This is a genomic window from Paracoccus xiamenensis (assembly GCF_011308835.1).
Classification (GTDB): domain Bacteria; phylum Pseudomonadota; class Alphaproteobacteria; order Rhodobacterales; family Rhodobacteraceae; genus Paracoccus; species Paracoccus xiamenensis.
The window spans coordinates 1173767-1189477 of sequence record NZ_JAAOHY010000001.1 but is presented as its reverse complement, the minus strand read 5'-3'; the positions used below and the strand labels follow the sequence as shown (position 1 = coordinate 1189477).

Sequence of the window (15711 nt, the reverse complement as noted above, 5' to 3'; positions counted from 1 at the left end):
GCGCGATGCGGCGCCGATCATGCAAAAACCCTGCGAAAGCGCCGCTCAAGGCGGTTGCGAGGGGTCGAAACAATTGCTAGAGACCGACCCGAGATAACGGGCCGGTGAGGTCCAGCCCCAAAGACCCGCGCGCCCCGCGACCGACCGCCCCCCGAAAGGACGGCCTGCCGGCGGGGCTGCGCGCAAACCGGAAGGATGACCGTGGCCAATTCCGCTTCGATTTCCGCCTCGATCGCCGGGCGCTATGCGCAGGCGTTGTTCGATATCGTCAAGGAATCAGGAGAGGTCGACCAGCTTGCGACCCAGATCGACGATCTGATCGCCGCGCTGAATTCCAGCGATGCGTTGCGCGACCTGATCGCTTCGCCGATCTATTCCCGCACGCAACAGCAAGATGCGATCAAGGCGATTGCCGCCAAGATGGGGCTTTCGGCCCCGCTGGCCAATACGCTGGCACTGATGGCGCAGAACCGCCGCCTGTTCGCGTTGCCGCAACTGGCTGCGCGCCTGCAGGAACTGATCGCCGAAGACCGCGGCGAAGTTACCGCCGATGTCGTGTCGGCCGTCGCGCTGAGCGATGAACAGAAACAGCGTCTGACCGCCACGCTGGCCGAGAAATCGGGCAAGACGGTCAAATTGAACACGCGCGTCGATGAAAGCCTCATCGGCGGCATGATTGTCAGGCTGGGCTCGCAGATGATCGACAGCTCGATCAAATCCAAGCTCGCTTCCCTTCAGAATGCTATGAAAGAGGTCGGATAATGGGAATCCAGGCTGCCGAAATTTCGGCGATCCTCAAGGATCAGATCAAGAACTTCGGTCAGGATGCCGAAGTGGCCGAAGTTGGCCAGGTGCTGTCGGTCGGTGACGGGATTGCCCGCATCTATGGTCTGGACAAGGTCCAGGCCGGCGAGATGGTCGAATTCCCCGGCGGTATCCGCGGCATGGTTCTGAACCTTGAAACCGACAACGTCGGCGTCGTGATTTTCGGCGACGACCGCTCGATCAAGGAAGGCGACACCGTCAAGCGGACCGGCGCCATCGTGGAAGTTCCGGTCGGCAAGGGCCTGCTGGGCCGCGTCGTCGACGCGCTTGGCAACCCGATTGACGGCAAGGGCCCGCTTCAGGACGTGACCCAGGCCATCGCCGACGTGAAGGCGCCGGGCATCATGCCGCGCAAATCGGTGCACGAGCCGATGGCGACCGGCCTGAAATCGGTTGACGCCATGATCCCGGTTGGCCGCGGTCAGCGCGAGCTGATCATCGGTGACCGTCAGACCGGCAAGACCGCCATCGCTCTGGACACCATTCTGAACCAGAAGAACTATAACGGTCGCGAAGACGAGGGCATGAAGTCCCTCTACTGCATCTATGTCGCCATCGGGCAGAAGCGCTCGACCGTGGCGCAGCTGGTGCAGAAGCTGGAAGAAACCGGCGCGATGGAATACTCGATCGTTGTCGCCGCGACCGCTTCGGACCCGGCGCCGATGCAGTACCTGGCGCCCTATTCGGCGACCGCGATGGGCGAATACTTCCGCGACAACGGCATGGACGCACTGATGATCTATGACGACCTGTCGAAGCAGGCCGTTGCCTACCGTCAGATGTCGCTGCTGCTGCGCCGTCCGCCGGGGCGTGAAGCCTATCCGGGCGACGTCTTCTATCTGCACTCGCGCCTGCTGGAGCGTTCGGCGAAGCTGAACGAGAACTACGGTGGCGGTTCGCTGACCGCGCTGCCGATCATCGAAACCCAGGCGGGTGACGTGTCGGCCTATATCCCGACCAACGTGATCTCGATCACCGACGGCCAGATCTTCCTGGAGACCGACCTGTTCTTCCAGGGCATCCGCCCGGCCGTGAACACCGGTCTGTCGGTGTCGCGCGTGGGTTCGGCTGCACAGACCAAGGCGATGAAATCGGTCGCCGGTCCGGTGAAGCTGGAACTGGCGCAGTACCGCGAAATGGCGGCCTTCGCGCAGTTCGGTTCGGACCTCGACGCGGCCACGCAAAAGCTGCTGAACCGCGGCGCCCGCCTGACCGAACTGATGAAGCAGCCGCAATACCAGCCGCTGACCAACGCCGAGATCGTGATCGTCATCTATGCCGGCACCAAGGGCTATGTCGATGACGTTCCGGTCCGTGAAGTCGTGGCATGGGAACAGGGTCTGCTCCAGTTCCTGCGCAACCAGAAAGCCGACCTTCTGGACGACATGACCAAGAACGACCGCAAGGTCTCTGGTGATCTGGAAGACGCGATCAAAGCTGCTCTGGACGCTTACAACAAAACCCGCGCCTGAGGGGGAGGGATAGATGCCCAGCCTCAAGGATCTTAAAAACCGGATCAACAGCGTCAAATCGACGCGGAAGATCACCAAGGCGATGCAGATGGTGGCAGCCGCCAAGCTGCGCCGCGCCGAGGAAGCCGCCAAGGCTGCCCGGCCCTATGCCGACCGCATGAATGCGGTCATGGCGGGGCTGGCGACCAAGGCCGCCGGTTCTGACAGCGCCCCCCGCCTTTTGGCGGGGACTGGCGACGACAAGCGGCAGTTGCTGGTCGTGCTGACCTCGGAGCGGGGTCTCGCCGGCGGCTTCAACTCGACCATCGTGCGGCTTGCGCGTCAGGAAGCGGACCGTCTGCGCGGACAGGGCAAGGATGTCACCATCCTGACCGTCGGCAAGAAGGGCCGCGAACAGCTGAAGCGCGAATATGGCAACCTGTTCGTGCATCACGTCGATATGGCAGACGTGAAGCAGGTCGCGTATGAGAACGCGCGCGAGATCGCCGACGAAGTGCTGGAGCGCTTCGAGACCGGCAATTTCGACGTGGCGACGCTGTTCTATAACCGCTTTGAATCGGTGATCAGCCAGGTGCCGACCGCGCGCCAGATCATCCCCGCCGTGATCGAAGAAGGCGAGGCCGCCGAAGGCGTCTCGGCCGAATACGATTACGAACCGGGCGAGGAAGTGATCTTGCAAGATCTGCTGCCGCGTGCAGTGGCGACGCAGATCTTCACTGCGCTTCTGGAAAACGCCGCGTCGGAACAGGGCGCGCGCATGACCGCCATGGACAACGCCACGCGCAACGCGGGCGACATGATCGACCGGCTGACGACGGAATATAACCGTTCGCGTCAGGCTGCGATCACCAAGGAACTCATCGAAATCATTTCGGGCGCCGAGGCGCTCTGACCGTAAAGGGGTAGAAACATGGCAGAAGAAGCCAAAGCAAAAGGTAAGGTTACCCAGGTCATCGGCGCCGTGGTCGACGTGCAGTTCGACGGTCACCTGCCGGCGATTCTGAACGCGCTGGAAACCACCAACAACGGCAAGCGCCTTGTGCTGGAAGTTGCCCAGCACCTGGGTGAAAACACCGTCCGTACCATTGCCATGGACGCGACCGAAGGTCTGGTCCGCGGCGCTGACGTGACCGATCTGGGCGCGCCGATTCAGGTGCCGGTGGGCGATGTGACCCTGGGCCGCATCCTGAACGTCGTGGGTGAGCCGGTGGACGAGGGCGAGGCCCTGAACGTCACTGAAACCCGCGCCATCCACCAGCCGGCCCCCGACTTTGCGTCGCAGGCGACCAGCTCGGAAATCCTCGTGACCGGCATCAAGGTCATCGACCTGCTGGCCCCCTACGCCAAGGGCGGTAAGATCGGCCTGTTCGGCGGCGCCGGCGTGGGCAAGACGGTTCTGATCATGGAACTGATCAACAACATCGCGAAAGTGCACTCGGGTTACTCGGTGTTCGCGGGCGTTGGTGAACGGACCCGTGAAGGCAACGACCTCTATCACGAGATGGTGGAATCGGGCGTTATCAAGCCGGACAACCTGTCGGAATCGCAGGTGGCGCTGGTTTACGGTCAGATGAACGAGCCTCCGGGGGCGCGGATGCGCGTCGCGCTGACCGGTCTGACGCTGGCCGAACAGTTCCGCGATGCCACCGGCACCGACGTTCTGTTCTTCGTCGACAACATCTTCCGCTTCACGCAGGCGGGGTCCGAGGTGTCGGCACTGCTGGGTCGCATTCCTTCGGCCGTGGGCTATCAGCCGACGCTGGCCACCGACATGGGCGCGATGCAGGAACGCATCACCTCGACCAAGAACGGCTCGATCACCTCGATCCAGGCCGTTTACGTTCCGGCCGACGACCTTACCGACCCGGCCCCGGCCACGACCTTCGCCCACCTCGACGCAACGACGGTTCTGTCGCGTGCGATCTCGGAACTGGGCATCTACCCGGCCGTTGACCCGCTGGACAGCTCCAGCCGGATCCTCGACCCGGCCGTCGTCGGCGAAGAACATTACGCGGTTGCCCGTGAAGTCCAGGGTATCCTGCAGAAATACAAGTCGCTGCAGGACATCATCGCCATTCTGGGCATGGACGAACTGTCGGAAGAGGACAAGCTGACCGTGGCCCGTGCCCGGAAAATCCAGCGCTTCCTGTCGCAGCCCTTCGACGTGGCGAAAGTCTTCACCGGTTCGGACGGGGTTCAGGTGCCGCTGGAAGACACCATCAAGTCCTTCAAGGCCGTGGTGGATGGCGAATACGATCACCTGCCGGAAGCCGCCTTCTACATGGTCGGCGGGATCGAGGACGTGAAAGCCAAAGCCGCGAAACTGGCCGCGGAAGCGGCGTAAGGGGGCGAGATGGCCGACACGATGCAGTTCGACCTTGTTGCACCGGAGCGGAACCTGATGTCCGTTCCCGTGCGCGAGGTGCGCCTGCCGGGCGAAGATGGCGATCTGTCGGCGATGCCGGGCCATGCGCCCGCCATCGTCAACCTGCGCCCCGGCCTGGTGACGGTGATCGACGCGCAAGGGGCCGAGGCTCAGTTCGCGATTTCGGGCGGTTTCGCCGAGATTAACAACGACTCGGTGTCGCTGCTGGCCGAAATCGGCCGCAAGCGCGAGGACATGACGCAGGCTGTCTTTGACGAGATGATGCGCGCCGCACAACGCAAGAAGAAGTCCGCCGAGGCAAAGGAAGAAGCCCATGGCGCGGCTGGCGTCGTCGCTGCCGCCGTCAAGCTGCTGGCGGATATGGAGGCCCTGGGCACCCATATCGGCTTGGACCCGAATTCCTCGACCGTCCCGGACTAAGCGTCTGTAAGGTATAATTCTTTGAAAAGCCCCGGTTTCCGGGGCTTTTCTTTTTCCTGAACTTGATTAGTGTGCCGGGGTTGGGAGGGCAGATGAAGCGGTTCAGCCATCACGCGGTCGGGGTTCAGCGCGGATCCGAAACGTTGTTCTCGGCCTTCGAAGATGGCGGTCCGATGTGGACCAGCGAAGGCACGCGCGAACATCGCCATCCGGTCAGTTTTCGCGTGGCTTTCGAAACCGCGCCAGTCGTTCATCTGGGCCTGTCGATGTGGGATATCGATGTCGGCAGCAATCAGCGTGTCGATATTGCCGCCGACGAGATCACGCCTGCCGGGTTCACCATCGTCTTCCGCACCTGGGGCGACACACGCGTTGCGCGCGTTCGGGCGGATTGGCTGGCCATCGGCCCGACCGCATTCGAGGAAGATTGGGAGGTCTAGGGCGCGCCGCTTTCGGGGCCGCCGCGTCCTGCCGTTCAGACGTTTACAGCGTTACAGCCCGGCCTCGGACAGGATACGCTCGGCCTGACTTGCGCAGGAAGCGAGTTTGTCCCGATCCTCGCCGGGGAAGAAGCGGCCCCGGATTGCGGTTGGCATGGGTTCGGGTTCGGGCGTCAATACCCGCGGTCCAAGCCGTTCCGATTCCGCGCGCCAGCTGTCGACAAGCGCCATCTGCGCGGCCTTGCTGGCCCCGTAAGCGCCAAAGAATTTTTGCCCGGCGCGTCGGTCGGCAGGAATGATGGCGACGCCGTCACGGGCGCGCAGCAGAGGTTCCAGCAGGCCCAGCAGGTTCTGGGTCGCGGTGGCGTTGACGGCCAGCGATTTCGTCCAGTCCTTTCCGTCGACATGGCCCGCGGGGGTCAACGGGGCGGCATGGATCGCGGTATGCACCCAGACGTCAATTCCACCCCAGCGTTGGGCAATGGCGCCGGCAAGCTGCATCATCGCCGCTGCCTCGATCACGTCCATCGGGGCCAGTGTGGCGGGGGTGCCGCCGGCTGTGCGGATGCGGTCGTCAAGTTCTTCCAGCGCGCCGGTGGTACGGGCGACAGCAACGACATGATAACCGCGCGCGCCAAGCGCTTCGGCCATGGCAGCGCCAAGCCCGCGCGAGGCTCCGGTGACAAGGGCGACTTTCTCGCCCGAATTTGCGTGTTCCTGATCCATGGGGTTGCTGTCGCACAGGGCCGGAAGGACTGCAAGATACGGCACGCAGATTGACTTTTCGGGCCAATGCGGCAAGATCGCGCAGACAGAAAAATTCCTAGAAGGGCAGCAAGATGACTCTTACCCAAGCGGCGTTTCCGAACCGCTCGATCCTGATGAACACGATGCTGGTGCTGGCCGGTTCGGCGCTGCTGGCAGCCTCGGCGCAGGTCTCGGTGCCGATGTTCCCGGTGCCGATGACGCTGCAGACGCTGGTCGTGTCGATGATTGGCCTGGCTTATGGTTCGCGCCTTGGGGCGGCCACGGTCCTGGCCTATCTGGCCGAGGGGGCGATGGGCCTTCCGGTCTTTGCGAATTTCTCGGCCGGCATGGGCCCCCTGACGGGGCCGACGGCCGGATTCCTGTGGGGCTTCGTTGGCATGGCATGGCTGACCGGCTTTATGGTCGAGCGTGGTCTGGACCGTGGCTTCGGCAAGCTGTTCGTGGCCGCGCTGATCCCGGCGCTGCTGCTGTTCGTGCCGGGCGTCCTGGCGCTGAAAGCCGTCACCGGCATGGCCTGGCAAGCTGCCGCGATGGTCGGCATGGTGCCCTTCCTGCTGGGCGCCCTGGTCAAGGCGGTTCTGGCCGCAATGGCCATCAAGGGCGGCTGGACGGCGTTGGAGCAGCGCTAAGCGCAGCCGAAGCCCGAGTATACAGAACGCCGCCCCTTGGGGCGGCGTTTTTCATTCCTGTCGCAGGCGACGCAGCGCGTCCTTGCACATGCCATATTCAAGCCACTGACAGCGCGCACAGATCCGGTCCAGATCGTCCGGACGCAGCCGCTTGGCGCGAGCCTGGGCCTCTGCCCAGCTCATCTTGTCGCCGGGCTGGATATCAAGCGCCTGCGCGTGATTGCGGTCCAGATCGGCGATCTTCTCGCCCGAGGCACAGCCAAGCCCGCGCCGGTGGGGGCAGGGCGCACAGACGCTGTCGGCGGTGCCTGTAAATTCGACCGGCGTTTCGGGATCGGCGCGCAGCCGGCCGACCACCACCGCATCCATATTGGCGCTGAATGCCGGCGAATAGCCGCGCCCGGTCCATCCGATCGCACAAAGGACATGATGCGGGCGCAGCAAAACGGCCCCGGAATTCGGGGCCGCCTTGACTTGTTTCTGCGGATCAGCGGTTGGCAACCGGGACATAATCGCGCTTGCCTTCGCCGACATACAGCTGACGCGGGCGACCGATCTTGTTCTGCGGATCGGCGATCATTTCCTTCCACTGCGAGATCCAGCCCACGGTCCGCGACAGCGCGAAGATCGGCGTGAACATCGAGGTCGGGAAACCCATCGCCGACAGGATGATGCCGGAATAGAAATCGACGTTCGGATAAAGCTTCTTCTCGATGAAGTATTCGTCCTCCAACGCGATCCGCTCCAGTTCCTTGGCGACCTGCAGCGTCGGGTTGTTCTGGATGCCGAGCAGGTCGAGCACCTCGTCGGCAGACTGCTTCATCACCTTCGCGCGCGGGTCGAAGTTCTTGTAGACCCGGTGGCCGAAGCCCATCAGCTTGAACGGATCGCTCTTGTCTTTGGCGCGGGCGATATATTCCGGAATGCGGTCGACGCTGCCGATTTCCTGCAGCATTTCCAGCGCCGCCTGGTTCGCGCCACCATGCGCCGGCCCCCACAGGCAGGCAATGCCCGCCGCGATGCAGGCAAAGGGATTCGCGCCCGAGGAACCTGCCAGACGCACGGTCGAGGTCGAGGCGTTCTGTTCGTGGTCGGCATGCAGCGTGAAGATGCGGTCCATCGCCTTCGCCAGCGCCGGGTCGACAGAGTATTTCGCCGCCGGAACCGAGAAGCACATGTTCAGGAAGTTCGACGCGTAATCCAGCTCGTTACTCGGATACACGAACGGCTGCCCGATCGAGTATTTATAGGCCATTGCGGCGATGGTCGGCAGTTTCGCGATCAGGCGGATCGAGGCGACTTCGCGCTGCCACGGATCGCTGATATCGGTCGAATCGTGATAGAAGGCCGACATCGCACCGACGACACCAACCATCGTCGCCATCGGGTGCGCGTCGCGGCGGAAACCGCGGAAGAAGTTGTGCATCTGCTCGTGGACCATGGTGTGATTGGTCACGCGGCTTTCGAAATCCACCAACTGGGTTTCACTGGGCAGCTCGCCGTAAAGCAGCAGATAGCAGACCTCAAGATAGTGCGAATCCTGGGCCAGCTGCTCGATCGGATAGCCGCGATACCACAGCTCTCCTTTGTCGCCGTCGATGAAGGTGATCGCCGAATCGCAGGACGCGGTCGAGGTGAAGCCAGGGTCATAGGTGAAGACGTCGCCCTGGCCGTAAAGCTTGCGAATGTCGATACAGTCCGGCCCGGCGGTCGGGGTCAGCACCGGAAGTTCGATATCCCTGCCGTCGAGGTTGAGGATAGCGGGTTTCTTGTCAGCCATTCCTGGATCCTTCCTTGGGCCGGCGCGCATGGCGCCCCGGCATTGTTACGGGTTTCAGCCCGCCTGATCTTCCAGCCGCGCCAGTGCCTCGTCGCGGCCAAGCGCAAGCATCATGTCGAACACGCTGGGGGTGGATGTTTTCCCGGCCAAGGCAGCCCGCAACGGAGCCGCAATCTTGCCGAGGCCAAGTCCATGCGCCTCTGCGACGGTCTTCGCAGATTGCTCCAGCTCGTCACGCGACCAGCTAGCATGCTGCAGCGCGGCAGTCAATTCTTTCAGCATACCACGGGATACCGTGTTCAACATGCCGGCAGCTTTTTCGTCCATCGAAACGGGGCGCTGGATCAACGCGAAATGGCCTTGTTCCAGCAGTCCGGGCAGCGTTTTTGCCTTTTCTTTCAAGGCAGGAAGAATGGGGCGCAGGCGGGCGGTCTGTTCATCCGACAGTGCTGGTTGTCCGCTGGCTGCCAGGAAGGTATCAATTTCTGTCAGAAGATGCTCATCTTCCATCTGGCCGATATGCCAGCCGGATACATGTTCCAGCTTCTTGAAGTCCAGCCGGGCAGGCGCGCGTCCAATTCCTGAAAGGTCAAACCATTCAATGGCTTGGGCGTCAGTGAATAGCTCGTCATCGCCATGCGCCCAACCCAGTCGCGCCAGATAATTCCGCATCGCCTCAGGCGGGTATCCAAGTGCTGCATATTCGTGCAGGCCGACTGCGCCGTGACGCTTTGACAGCTTTTTGCCGTCGGTGCCGTGGATCAGCGGAATATGGGCGAAAACCGGGCGCTTCCATCCCATCGCGTCATAGATCTGCGCCTGCCGCGCGGCATTGGTCAGGTGGTCATCGCCACGGATGATATGGGTGACGCCCATATCGTGATCATCGACGACGACCGCGTGCATATAGGTGGGCGTCCCATCGCTGCGCAGCAGCACCATGTCGTCCAGTTGCGCGTTCTGAAACGTCACGTCACCCTGAACAGCATCGGCGATGACGGTCTGGCCTTCACGCGGCGCGCGCAGACGGACGGCGTAAGGGGAATTCCTCTGCTCGTCACTGTCGCGCCAGGGCGACTGGAAGGGTTGGTTCGGGTTGGCCCCGCGCCAGGCGGCGATTTCGTCCTGCGTGGCATAGCAGCGATAGGCATGCCCATTTTCCAGCATTTCGCGTGCGACTTCGGCGTGGCGTTCGGCACGTTCGAACTGGCTGATCGGCTCGCCGTCCCAGTCCAGACCCAGCCAGCGCAGGCCTTGCAGAATTGCCTCGGTCGCTTCGGGGGTGGACCGGGCGCGGTCGGTATCCTCGATCCGCAGCAGGAATTTTCCACCTCGGCCACGCGCGTAAAGCCAGTTGAACAGCGCCGTACGGGCGCCGCCGATATGCAGATATCCGGTGGGCGAGGGGGCAAAACGGGTGACGACGGCGTCGGTCATGGCGGGCCTTTCGGTTGGGCAAAGGGGCGGCAGGACGCCATTAACCCTTTCTCAACGGGTTTGGTTCTAGGGTTGCGCGCAGAGATAGCGAAGGGGCCGGGAAGAAACAAGAATGGCGTCGGATGCGGCCACCGTCGGGCATGAAAAGGGGCATGCGTCGCGCAAGCGCGCCGCGCGGCCGCTGACCGAGGGCGCGGCCGAACGTGCCGGACTGATGCCTTGGGTGCCGTTCTGGCTTGCCACCGGGATCGGGCTTTGGTTTGCGCTGCCAGCGCAGCCTGGAACGATTGCGAACGCGCTGGCAGTGCTTGCCGCGCTTTGCGGGGTGGGGCTGTGGTACCAGCGCCCGGCCTCGTCCATGGCAGAGGCGCTGCGCATGTCGGGCTTTGCCCTGATGCTGATCGCGACGGGTTTCGGGCTGACCAGTCTGCGCGCATGGCGGGTTGAGGCGCCGGTGCTGGCTTTCCGCTATTACGGCCCGATCGAAGGGCGGGTGATCGAGATAGACCGCTCGGCCCGTGACCGGATCCGGCTGACACTGGACCGGGTGCGGCTGGACCGAATGGCGCCCGAACGTCTGCCGCAGAAGGTGCGGCTTTCCCTGCCCGCGGGCGTGGTTGATACACCGCCGCCCGGCACGCGGGTGATGCTGACCGGCCATCTCGGACCGCCACCAGGACCGGCAGAGCCGGGCGGCTTTGATTTCCGCCGCGCCGCCTGGTTCCAAAGCCTCGGCGCCATCGGGTATACCCGCGATCCGGTCATGGTTGCCGCCCCCGCTGAACCGGGCGGCGTGCTGCGTCTGCATCGTTTGCGGATGCGGCTTTCCGCAGCGATGCAGGACCGGATCGGCGGGCAGGCGGGGGCGGTGGCCTCGGCGTTGATGACCGGTGATCGCAGCGGCATTTCCGAGGCGACCAACCAGATGATGCGGGATTCGAACCTGTTTCACATCATTTCAATCTCTGGGCTGCACATGGGCATGCTGGCGGGCTTCGTCTATGCCGCCTTGCGTTTGATGGTGGTGGCAGGGCAGGCGGCCAGCAGGCGCGGCACGGAATGGCCCGCACACAAGCTGGCGGCGATGGGCGGGATCGTGGCGGCGGCCGCCTATCTGTGGCTGTCGGGTGGCGGGGTGGCGACGGAACGCGCTTTCCTGATGGTCGCAGTGATGCTGGGGGCGATTCTTGCTGATCGTCGGGCGCTGTCGCTGCGCACGGTGGCGCTTGCGGCGGTAATCATCCTCGCGCTCGCCCCCGAGGCGCTGCTGACGCCGGGTTTCCAGATGAGTTTCGCGGCTACCGTGGCGCTGATCGTGATCTATCCCCCCTGGCTGCGGCTGGGCGCGCATCTTCCCTGGTATCTTCGGCCCGTTGTCATGCTGGTCCTGTCCTCGGTGGTGGCAGGGATGGCAACCTCGCCCATCGCGGCGGCCCATTTCAGCCGGATGGCGCATTACGGCGTGCTCGCCAACGTTTTGGTGGTGCCGGTGACAGGGGTGCTGATCATGCCGATGGGGCCGATCGCGGCGGTTCTGGCACCTGTCGGACTGGATGGCCCCGCGTTATGGCTGATGGGGCTAGGGGTGCATTGGATGCTGGCGGTGGGCGCCTGGATCGCCGGGCTGGACGGGGCGGTGAGCAATGTCGTCCAGCCTGGCCCTTTGGTTCTGCCCCTGCTGGGGGCGGGGGCCGTGATCGCGACACTTTGCTGGCGCAGCGGGCAACCGGCCTGGCGCAACTTGCGCAGTTCCGCCGGGGTGGGGCTGCTGGCGGTGGCGCTGGCGTTGTGGTTGGGGACCGGAAGACCTGAGGTGCTGATATCGGCACAGGGCGACGCTGTTGGGATCATGACCGGCGCAGGCCGGGTGCTGTCCAAACCAAAGGGAGGCAGCTTCACCGTCGGAGAATGGCTGGAAAAGGATGGCGACGCTGCCAGCCAGGCCGAGGCGGCCGCCCGGCTCGGCTGGAAGGGCGGGGCGAAGCAGCGCTTGGCACCCATTCCGGGGGGGGGATTGCTGCACCTGACGGGTAAAGGCTCTGCCGAGATTGCGCCCGCGGCTTGTAGGGCTGGCCGCATCATTGTGACCGACCAAGCGGTCGAGATGCAGCAAGGGGAATGCCTTTTGCTGGATATGCAGGCGCTACGACGCAGCGGCGCCATTGCCATGGAATGGGACGAACGTGGGATGCATATTCGTAGCGCGAACGATCTCACTGGCGCGCGCCCATGGGCATATTAGGTAGACGGCGGCTGCGTCTGGACTAGGGATGCCTAGGGCCGCGCCATGCCAGTTGCCGGTTGCGGCGTTCGGCCAGCCGGGTCAGCGCATGATGGCATATTCGGGATTCGCGACTGGCAAGTGGCCAGGTAAGCCGGGCGGTTCCGGCTCGGATCGCTCAGACGAACTGTTCGCGGGTCAGTCGCTCTTCCAGGCCATGACCGGCGTCGAAAAGGATACGGTGCTCGATCGCGGGTTCCGAGCGGATTTCGACCCAGTGCACGGAATCGACTCCGCGCGAATCGGCATCGGCCATGACAGGACGTTTTTGGGGTTCCAGAACGTCAAAGCGCACCGTGGCGGATTTCGGCAAGATCGCCCCCCGCCAGCGACGGGGCCGGAACGCGGCGATGGCGGTCAGCGCCAGCACGTCCGAACCCATTGGCAGGATCGGGCCGTGGGCCGAGTAGTTATAGGCAGTCGATCCCGCTGGCGTGCAAAGAAGCGCGCCGTCGCATACCAGTTCTTCCATCCGTACCCGGCCATTCACCGAGATACGCAACTTTGCTGCCTGCGGGCCTGCGCGCAGCAGGCTGACCTCGTTGATCGCCAGTGCCCGGTGTTCCGATCCGTCCGGGCCGCCCGCAACCATCGCCAGCGGGTTGGTCATCGTCAGTTCGGCCCCCGCAACCCGCTCTGGCAGATCATCCTCCAGATAATCGTTCATCAGGAACCCGATCGTGCCGCGGTTCATCCCGTAAACGGGCAGCCCGGTATTGCGGTGCAGCGTGGTCAGCATCAGCCCGTCACCGCCAAGTGCGACGATCACATCTGCCTCGGCCAGGCCGGTCTGGCCGTAGCGCGCCGTCAGTCGTGCAAGCGATGCCTGCGCGACGGGCGTCTCGCTGGAGACGAACATAAATCTGGGGGACATCTGGCCCTTCCTGTCTCAACCGGGCCAGATTTCCGTCTGGTCGCGCCGATGGCAACCCCCTATGCCGTCAATATAACATATCGGCGGATTAGCGGTTTATGCCGCCGTTCGGCTCGGCTAAAGAAACGTCAATCCCGTACCGACCCCGGAGACAGCCCATGACCGACCAGACCCGCGAGTTCTTTACCGCCGACCTGACCGCGCGCGATCCCGACATCGCCCGCGCCATTGGCCAGGAACTTGGCCGCCAGCGCGACGAGATCGAGCTGATCGCATCCGAAAACATCGTCAGCCGCGCGGTGCTGGAAGCACAAGGCAGCGTGCTGACCAACAAATATGCCGAAGGCTATCCGGGCAAGCGTTATTACGGCGGGTGCCAATACGTCGATATCGTAGAAAACCTAGCCATTGAGCGCGCGAAGGAACTGTTCGGCGCCGGCTTTGCCAATGTCCAGCCGAACTCGGGCAGCCAGATGAACCAGGCGGTGTTCCTGGCGCTGCTGCAACCGGGCGACACCTTCATGGGGCTCGACCTGAACTCGGGCGGGCACCTGACCCACGGATCGCCGGTCAACATGTCGGGCAAGTGGTTCAATGTCGTCAGCTATGGTGTACGGGCGCAGGACCAGCTGCTCGACATGGAAGATATTCGCGCCAAGGCGCTGGAACATAAGCCGAAACTGATTCTTGCAGGCGGCACCGCCTATAGCCGCGTCTGGGATTGGGAAGCCTTCCGCAAGATCGCTGATGAAGTGGGCGCCTATCTGATGGTCGACATGGCCCATATCGCCGGGCTGGTCGCGGGCGGGCAGCATCCCTCGCCGGTGCCGCATGCACATGTGGTGACCACGACGACGCATAAATCGCTGCGTGGCCCGCGCGGCGGCATCGTGCTGACCAATGACGCCGATATCGCGAAAAAGATCAACTCGGCCGTGTTCCCGGGCCTTCAGGGCGGCCCGCTGATGCACGTGATCGCGGCCAAGGCGGTTGCCTTCAAGGAAGCGCTCGATCCCAGCTTCAACGACTATGCCGCGCAGGTCGTGGCCAACGCCCGCGCCATGGCGGACGAGCTGATGAAGGGCGGCATCGACATCGTGTCGGGCGGCACCGACAACCACCTGTGTCTGGCTGACCTGCGCCCGAAAGGCGTGACCGGCAAGGCGGCCGAAGCAGCGTTGGGCCGTGCGCATGTCACCTGCAACAAGAACGGCGTGCCGTTTGATCCTGAAAAGCCGTTTGTGACCTCGGGCATCCGTCTTGGCGCGCCTGCGGGCACTACGCGCGGCTTCAAGGAAGAAGAATTTCGCCAGATCGCCCGCTGGATCGTCGAAGTCGTCGACGGCCTTGCCGCCAATGGCGAGGAAGGCAATGCCGAGGTCGAGGAAAAGGTGAAGGCCGAAGTCGCCGCACTTTGCGCGCGTTTCCCGCTTTACGAGGGGATGTGAGCGACCTGATCCCCGACCCTTCGGGGCAGGGAGGTCCACAACAACAGCCGGCGGCGGGTTCAACCCGCCGTCTGGAACATCGGCTGGGGGATTGGGCGCGCGCGCGTCTGCCCGAGCCCGCCCGCGATCTGGTCATGTTCACGCTGAAAATGGGGTGGTCGGCCTTGTTCGGTGGCCTGCTGCTGATCGCGATCATCCTCAGCAAGGCGATCTGGCAGCCCGACTGGGCGCTGAACCGCTATGACGCGCTGTTTCTGTTCGCGGTCTCGGTGCAGGCACTTTTCCTGATCTTTCGGTTGGAAAGCTGGGCCGAGGCTCGCGTCATCCTCCTGTTTCACCTGACCGGCACCGCGATGGAGCTGTTCAAGACCTACGCCGGATCCTGGACCTATCCCGAAGCCGCCGTATTCCGGCTGGAGGGTGTGCCGCTGTTTTCGGGCTTCATGTATGCCTCGGTCGGGTCGTTCATGGCGCGTGCAATCCGCAACTTCGACATGCGTTTCGTGCCCTATCCGCCGTTCTGGCTGACGGTGCTGCTTGCGGTGGCGATCTATGTCAATTTCTTCGCCCATCATTTCCTGCCCGACATTCGCTGGTTCCTGTTCGCGGCGACCGTGCTGGTTTACGGGCGCTGCTGGATCTGGTTCCGCCCGCGCGGCTGGTACAGGATGCCGCTGGTCGTCGCGGCCTTCCTGTCCAGTCTGTTTCTGTGGATCGCCGAGAATATCGGCACCAGCACCGGCACCTGGCTTTATGCAGGCCAGACCGAGGCGCAAATGGTCAGCCTGTCAAAGATCGGGTCCTGGTATCTGCTGCTGTTCGTCAGCTTCGTGACCGTCAGCATCGCCGCGCCTCGGGCCATCATCGGGGCGCGGCGCCCCGGCGAAGACAGCCCCATTGCCGAGCCGAAGCGGCGCAGGTAGCCTGCTGCCAGATCGCAATAGGAGACGA

At 63.6% G+C, this 15711-nt stretch carries 15 protein-coding genes; 10 read left to right on the top strand and 5 right to left on the bottom strand.

Features of this window, described 5'->3' with window-relative positions; genetic code table 11:
* Window positions 1–195 precede the first annotated feature (195 nt).
* The 6 genes from G7044_RS05885 to G7044_RS05860 all read left to right on the top strand — a co-directional run bounded on the left by G7044_RS05885 (window position 196) and on the right by G7044_RS05860 (window position 5543).
* A complete protein-coding gene (locus G7044_RS05885) occupies window positions 196–762 on the top strand; it encodes a F0F1 ATP synthase subunit delta (RefSeq protein ID WP_166326892.1) in 567 nt (188 codons plus the stop codon).
* A complete protein-coding gene (gene atpA / locus G7044_RS05880) occupies window positions 762–2297 on the top strand; it encodes a F0F1 ATP synthase subunit alpha (protein WP_166326890.1) in 1536 nt (511 codons plus the stop codon). Before G7044_RS05885 ends, atpA begins: the two co-directional genes overlap by 1 nt.
* Before the next feature lie 13 nt (window positions 2298–2310).
* Window positions 2311–3189: a F0F1 ATP synthase subunit gamma gene (locus G7044_RS05875; RefSeq protein ID WP_166326888.1), complete on the top strand. Its 879-nt coding sequence runs from the start codon at window positions 2311–2313 to the stop codon at window positions 3187–3189.
* Window positions 3190–3207: 18 nt separating this feature from the next.
* Window positions 3208–4641, top strand: a complete 1434-nt coding sequence (atpD, locus tag G7044_RS05870) for a F0F1 ATP synthase subunit beta (protein WP_166326886.1) — start codon at window positions 3208–3210, stop codon at window positions 4639–4641.
* A 9-nt stretch (window positions 4642–4650) separates the two neighbouring features.
* Window positions 4651–5103 (top strand): ATP synthase F1 subunit epsilon, encoded by a 453-nt coding sequence (gene atpC / locus G7044_RS05865; protein WP_166326884.1) that lies wholly within the window; start codon window positions 4651–4653, stop codon window positions 5101–5103.
* Window positions 5104–5195: 92 nt separating this feature from the next.
* Complete coding sequence (locus G7044_RS05860) at window positions 5196–5543, top strand: H-type lectin domain-containing protein (RefSeq protein WP_166326882.1); 348 nt, start codon at window positions 5196–5198, stop codon at window positions 5541–5543.
* Between the two features lie 51 nt (window positions 5544–5594).
* Here the strand turns inward: G7044_RS05860 and G7044_RS05855 are convergent, their stop codons facing one another.
* On the bottom strand, window positions 5595–6269 hold the full coding sequence (locus G7044_RS05855; RefSeq protein ID WP_166326880.1) for an SDR family NAD(P)-dependent oxidoreductase: 675 nt from the start codon (window positions 6267–6269) through the stop codon (window positions 5595–5597).
* 113 nt (window positions 6270–6382) lie between these two features.
* Here G7044_RS05855 and G7044_RS05850 point away from each other — a divergent pair, with 113 nt between their 5' ends.
* Window positions 6383–6940 carry a biotin transporter BioY gene (locus G7044_RS05850; protein ID WP_166326878.1) on the top strand — a complete coding sequence of 186 codons (558 nt, stop codon included), beginning with the start codon at window positions 6383–6385 and terminating at the stop codon, window positions 6938–6940.
* Window positions 6941–6991: 51 nt separating this feature from the next.
* On the opposite strand, the gene G7044_RS05845 is transcribed toward G7044_RS05850, so the two are convergent.
* The 3 genes from G7044_RS05845 to gltX are packed head-to-tail and all read right to left on the bottom strand — an operon-like array spanning window position 6992 to window position 10157.
* Window positions 6992–7450, bottom strand: a complete 459-nt coding sequence (locus tag G7044_RS05845) for a DUF1284 domain-containing protein (protein WP_166326876.1) — start codon at window positions 7448–7450, stop codon at window positions 6992–6994.
* A complete protein-coding gene (gene gltA / locus G7044_RS05840; protein WP_166326874.1) occupies window positions 7428–8720 on the bottom strand; it encodes a citrate synthase in 1293 nt (430 codons plus the stop codon). The genes G7044_RS05845 and gltA overlap by 23 nt, the downstream gene beginning before the upstream one ends.
* A 54-nt stretch (window positions 8721–8774) precedes the next feature.
* Window positions 8775–10157 (bottom strand): glutamate--tRNA ligase, encoded by a 1383-nt coding sequence (gltX, locus tag G7044_RS05835; RefSeq protein WP_166326872.1) that lies wholly within the window; start codon window positions 10155–10157, stop codon window positions 8775–8777.
* 112 nt (window positions 10158–10269) lie between these two features.
* On the opposite strand from gltX, the gene G7044_RS05830 reads away from it, so the two are divergent.
* Window positions 10270–12399, top strand: a complete 2130-nt coding sequence (locus tag G7044_RS05830; protein ID WP_166326870.1) for a ComEC/Rec2 family competence protein — start codon at window positions 10270–10272, stop codon at window positions 12397–12399.
* A gap of 157 nt (window positions 12400–12556) precedes the next feature.
* On the opposite strand, the gene G7044_RS05825 is transcribed toward G7044_RS05830, so the two are convergent.
* Window positions 12557–13312, bottom strand: a complete 756-nt coding sequence (locus G7044_RS05825; RefSeq protein ID WP_207630171.1) for an NAD kinase — start codon at window positions 13310–13312, stop codon at window positions 12557–12559.
* 158 nt (window positions 13313–13470) lie between these two features.
* Between G7044_RS05825 and glyA the strand changes: the two genes are divergently transcribed.
* Together glyA and G7044_RS05815 are read left to right on the top strand one after the other, a co-directional pair.
* Window positions 13471–14760: a serine hydroxymethyltransferase gene (gene glyA / locus G7044_RS05820; RefSeq protein ID WP_166326868.1), complete on the top strand. Its 1290-nt coding sequence runs from the start codon at window positions 13471–13473 to the stop codon at window positions 14758–14760.
* Entirely contained in the window at window positions 14757–15683 is a 927-nt protein-coding gene (locus G7044_RS05815) for a DUF817 domain-containing protein (protein WP_328803814.1), read from the top strand. Before glyA ends, G7044_RS05815 begins: the two co-directional genes overlap by 4 nt.
* Window positions 15684–15711: the final 28 nt, after the last annotated feature.

Bases quoted from the DNA above. Each gene is read 5' to 3' on its own strand.
- atpC (WP_166326884.1), top strand. From the start codon at position 4,651: ATGGCCGACACGATGCAGTTCGACCTTGTTGCACCGGAGCGGAACCTG.
- G7044_RS05855 (WP_166326880.1), bottom strand. From the start codon at position 6,269: ATGGATCAGGAACACGCAAATTCGGGCGAGAAAGTCGCCCTTGTCACC.
- glyA (WP_166326868.1), top strand. From the start codon at position 13,471: ATGACCGACCAGACCCGCGAGTTCTTTACCGCCGACCTGACCGCGCGC.
- G7044_RS05885 (WP_166326892.1), top strand. From the start codon at position 196: ATGACCGTGGCCAATTCCGCTTCGATTTCCGCCTCGATCGCCGGGCGC.
- gltA (WP_166326874.1), bottom strand. From the start codon at position 8,720: ATGGCTGACAAGAAACCCGCTATCCTCAACCTCGACGGCAGGGATATC.
- G7044_RS05845 (WP_166326876.1), bottom strand. From the start codon at position 7,450: ATGTCCCGGTTGCCAACCGCTGATCCGCAGAAACAAGTCAAGGCGGCC.
- G7044_RS05875 (WP_166326888.1), top strand. From the start codon at position 2,311: ATGCCCAGCCTCAAGGATCTTAAAAACCGGATCAACAGCGTCAAATCG.
- gltX (WP_166326872.1), bottom strand. From the start codon at position 10,157: ATGACCGACGCCGTCGTCACCCGTTTTGCCCCCTCGCCCACCGGATAT.
- atpA (WP_166326890.1), top strand. From the start codon at position 762: ATGGGAATCCAGGCTGCCGAAATTTCGGCGATCCTCAAGGATCAGATC.
- G7044_RS05830 (WP_166326870.1), top strand. From the start codon at position 10,270: ATGGCGTCGGATGCGGCCACCGTCGGGCATGAAAAGGGGCATGCGTCG.
- atpD (WP_166326886.1), top strand. From the start codon at position 3,208: ATGGCAGAAGAAGCCAAAGCAAAAGGTAAGGTTACCCAGGTCATCGGC.
- G7044_RS05850 (WP_166326878.1), top strand. From the start codon at position 6,383: ATGACTCTTACCCAAGCGGCGTTTCCGAACCGCTCGATCCTGATGAAC.
- G7044_RS05825 (WP_207630171.1), bottom strand. From the start codon at position 13,312: ATGTCCCCCAGATTTATGTTCGTCTCCAGCGAGACGCCCGTCGCGCAG.
- G7044_RS05860 (WP_166326882.1), top strand. From the start codon at position 5,196: ATGAAGCGGTTCAGCCATCACGCGGTCGGGGTTCAGCGCGGATCCGAA.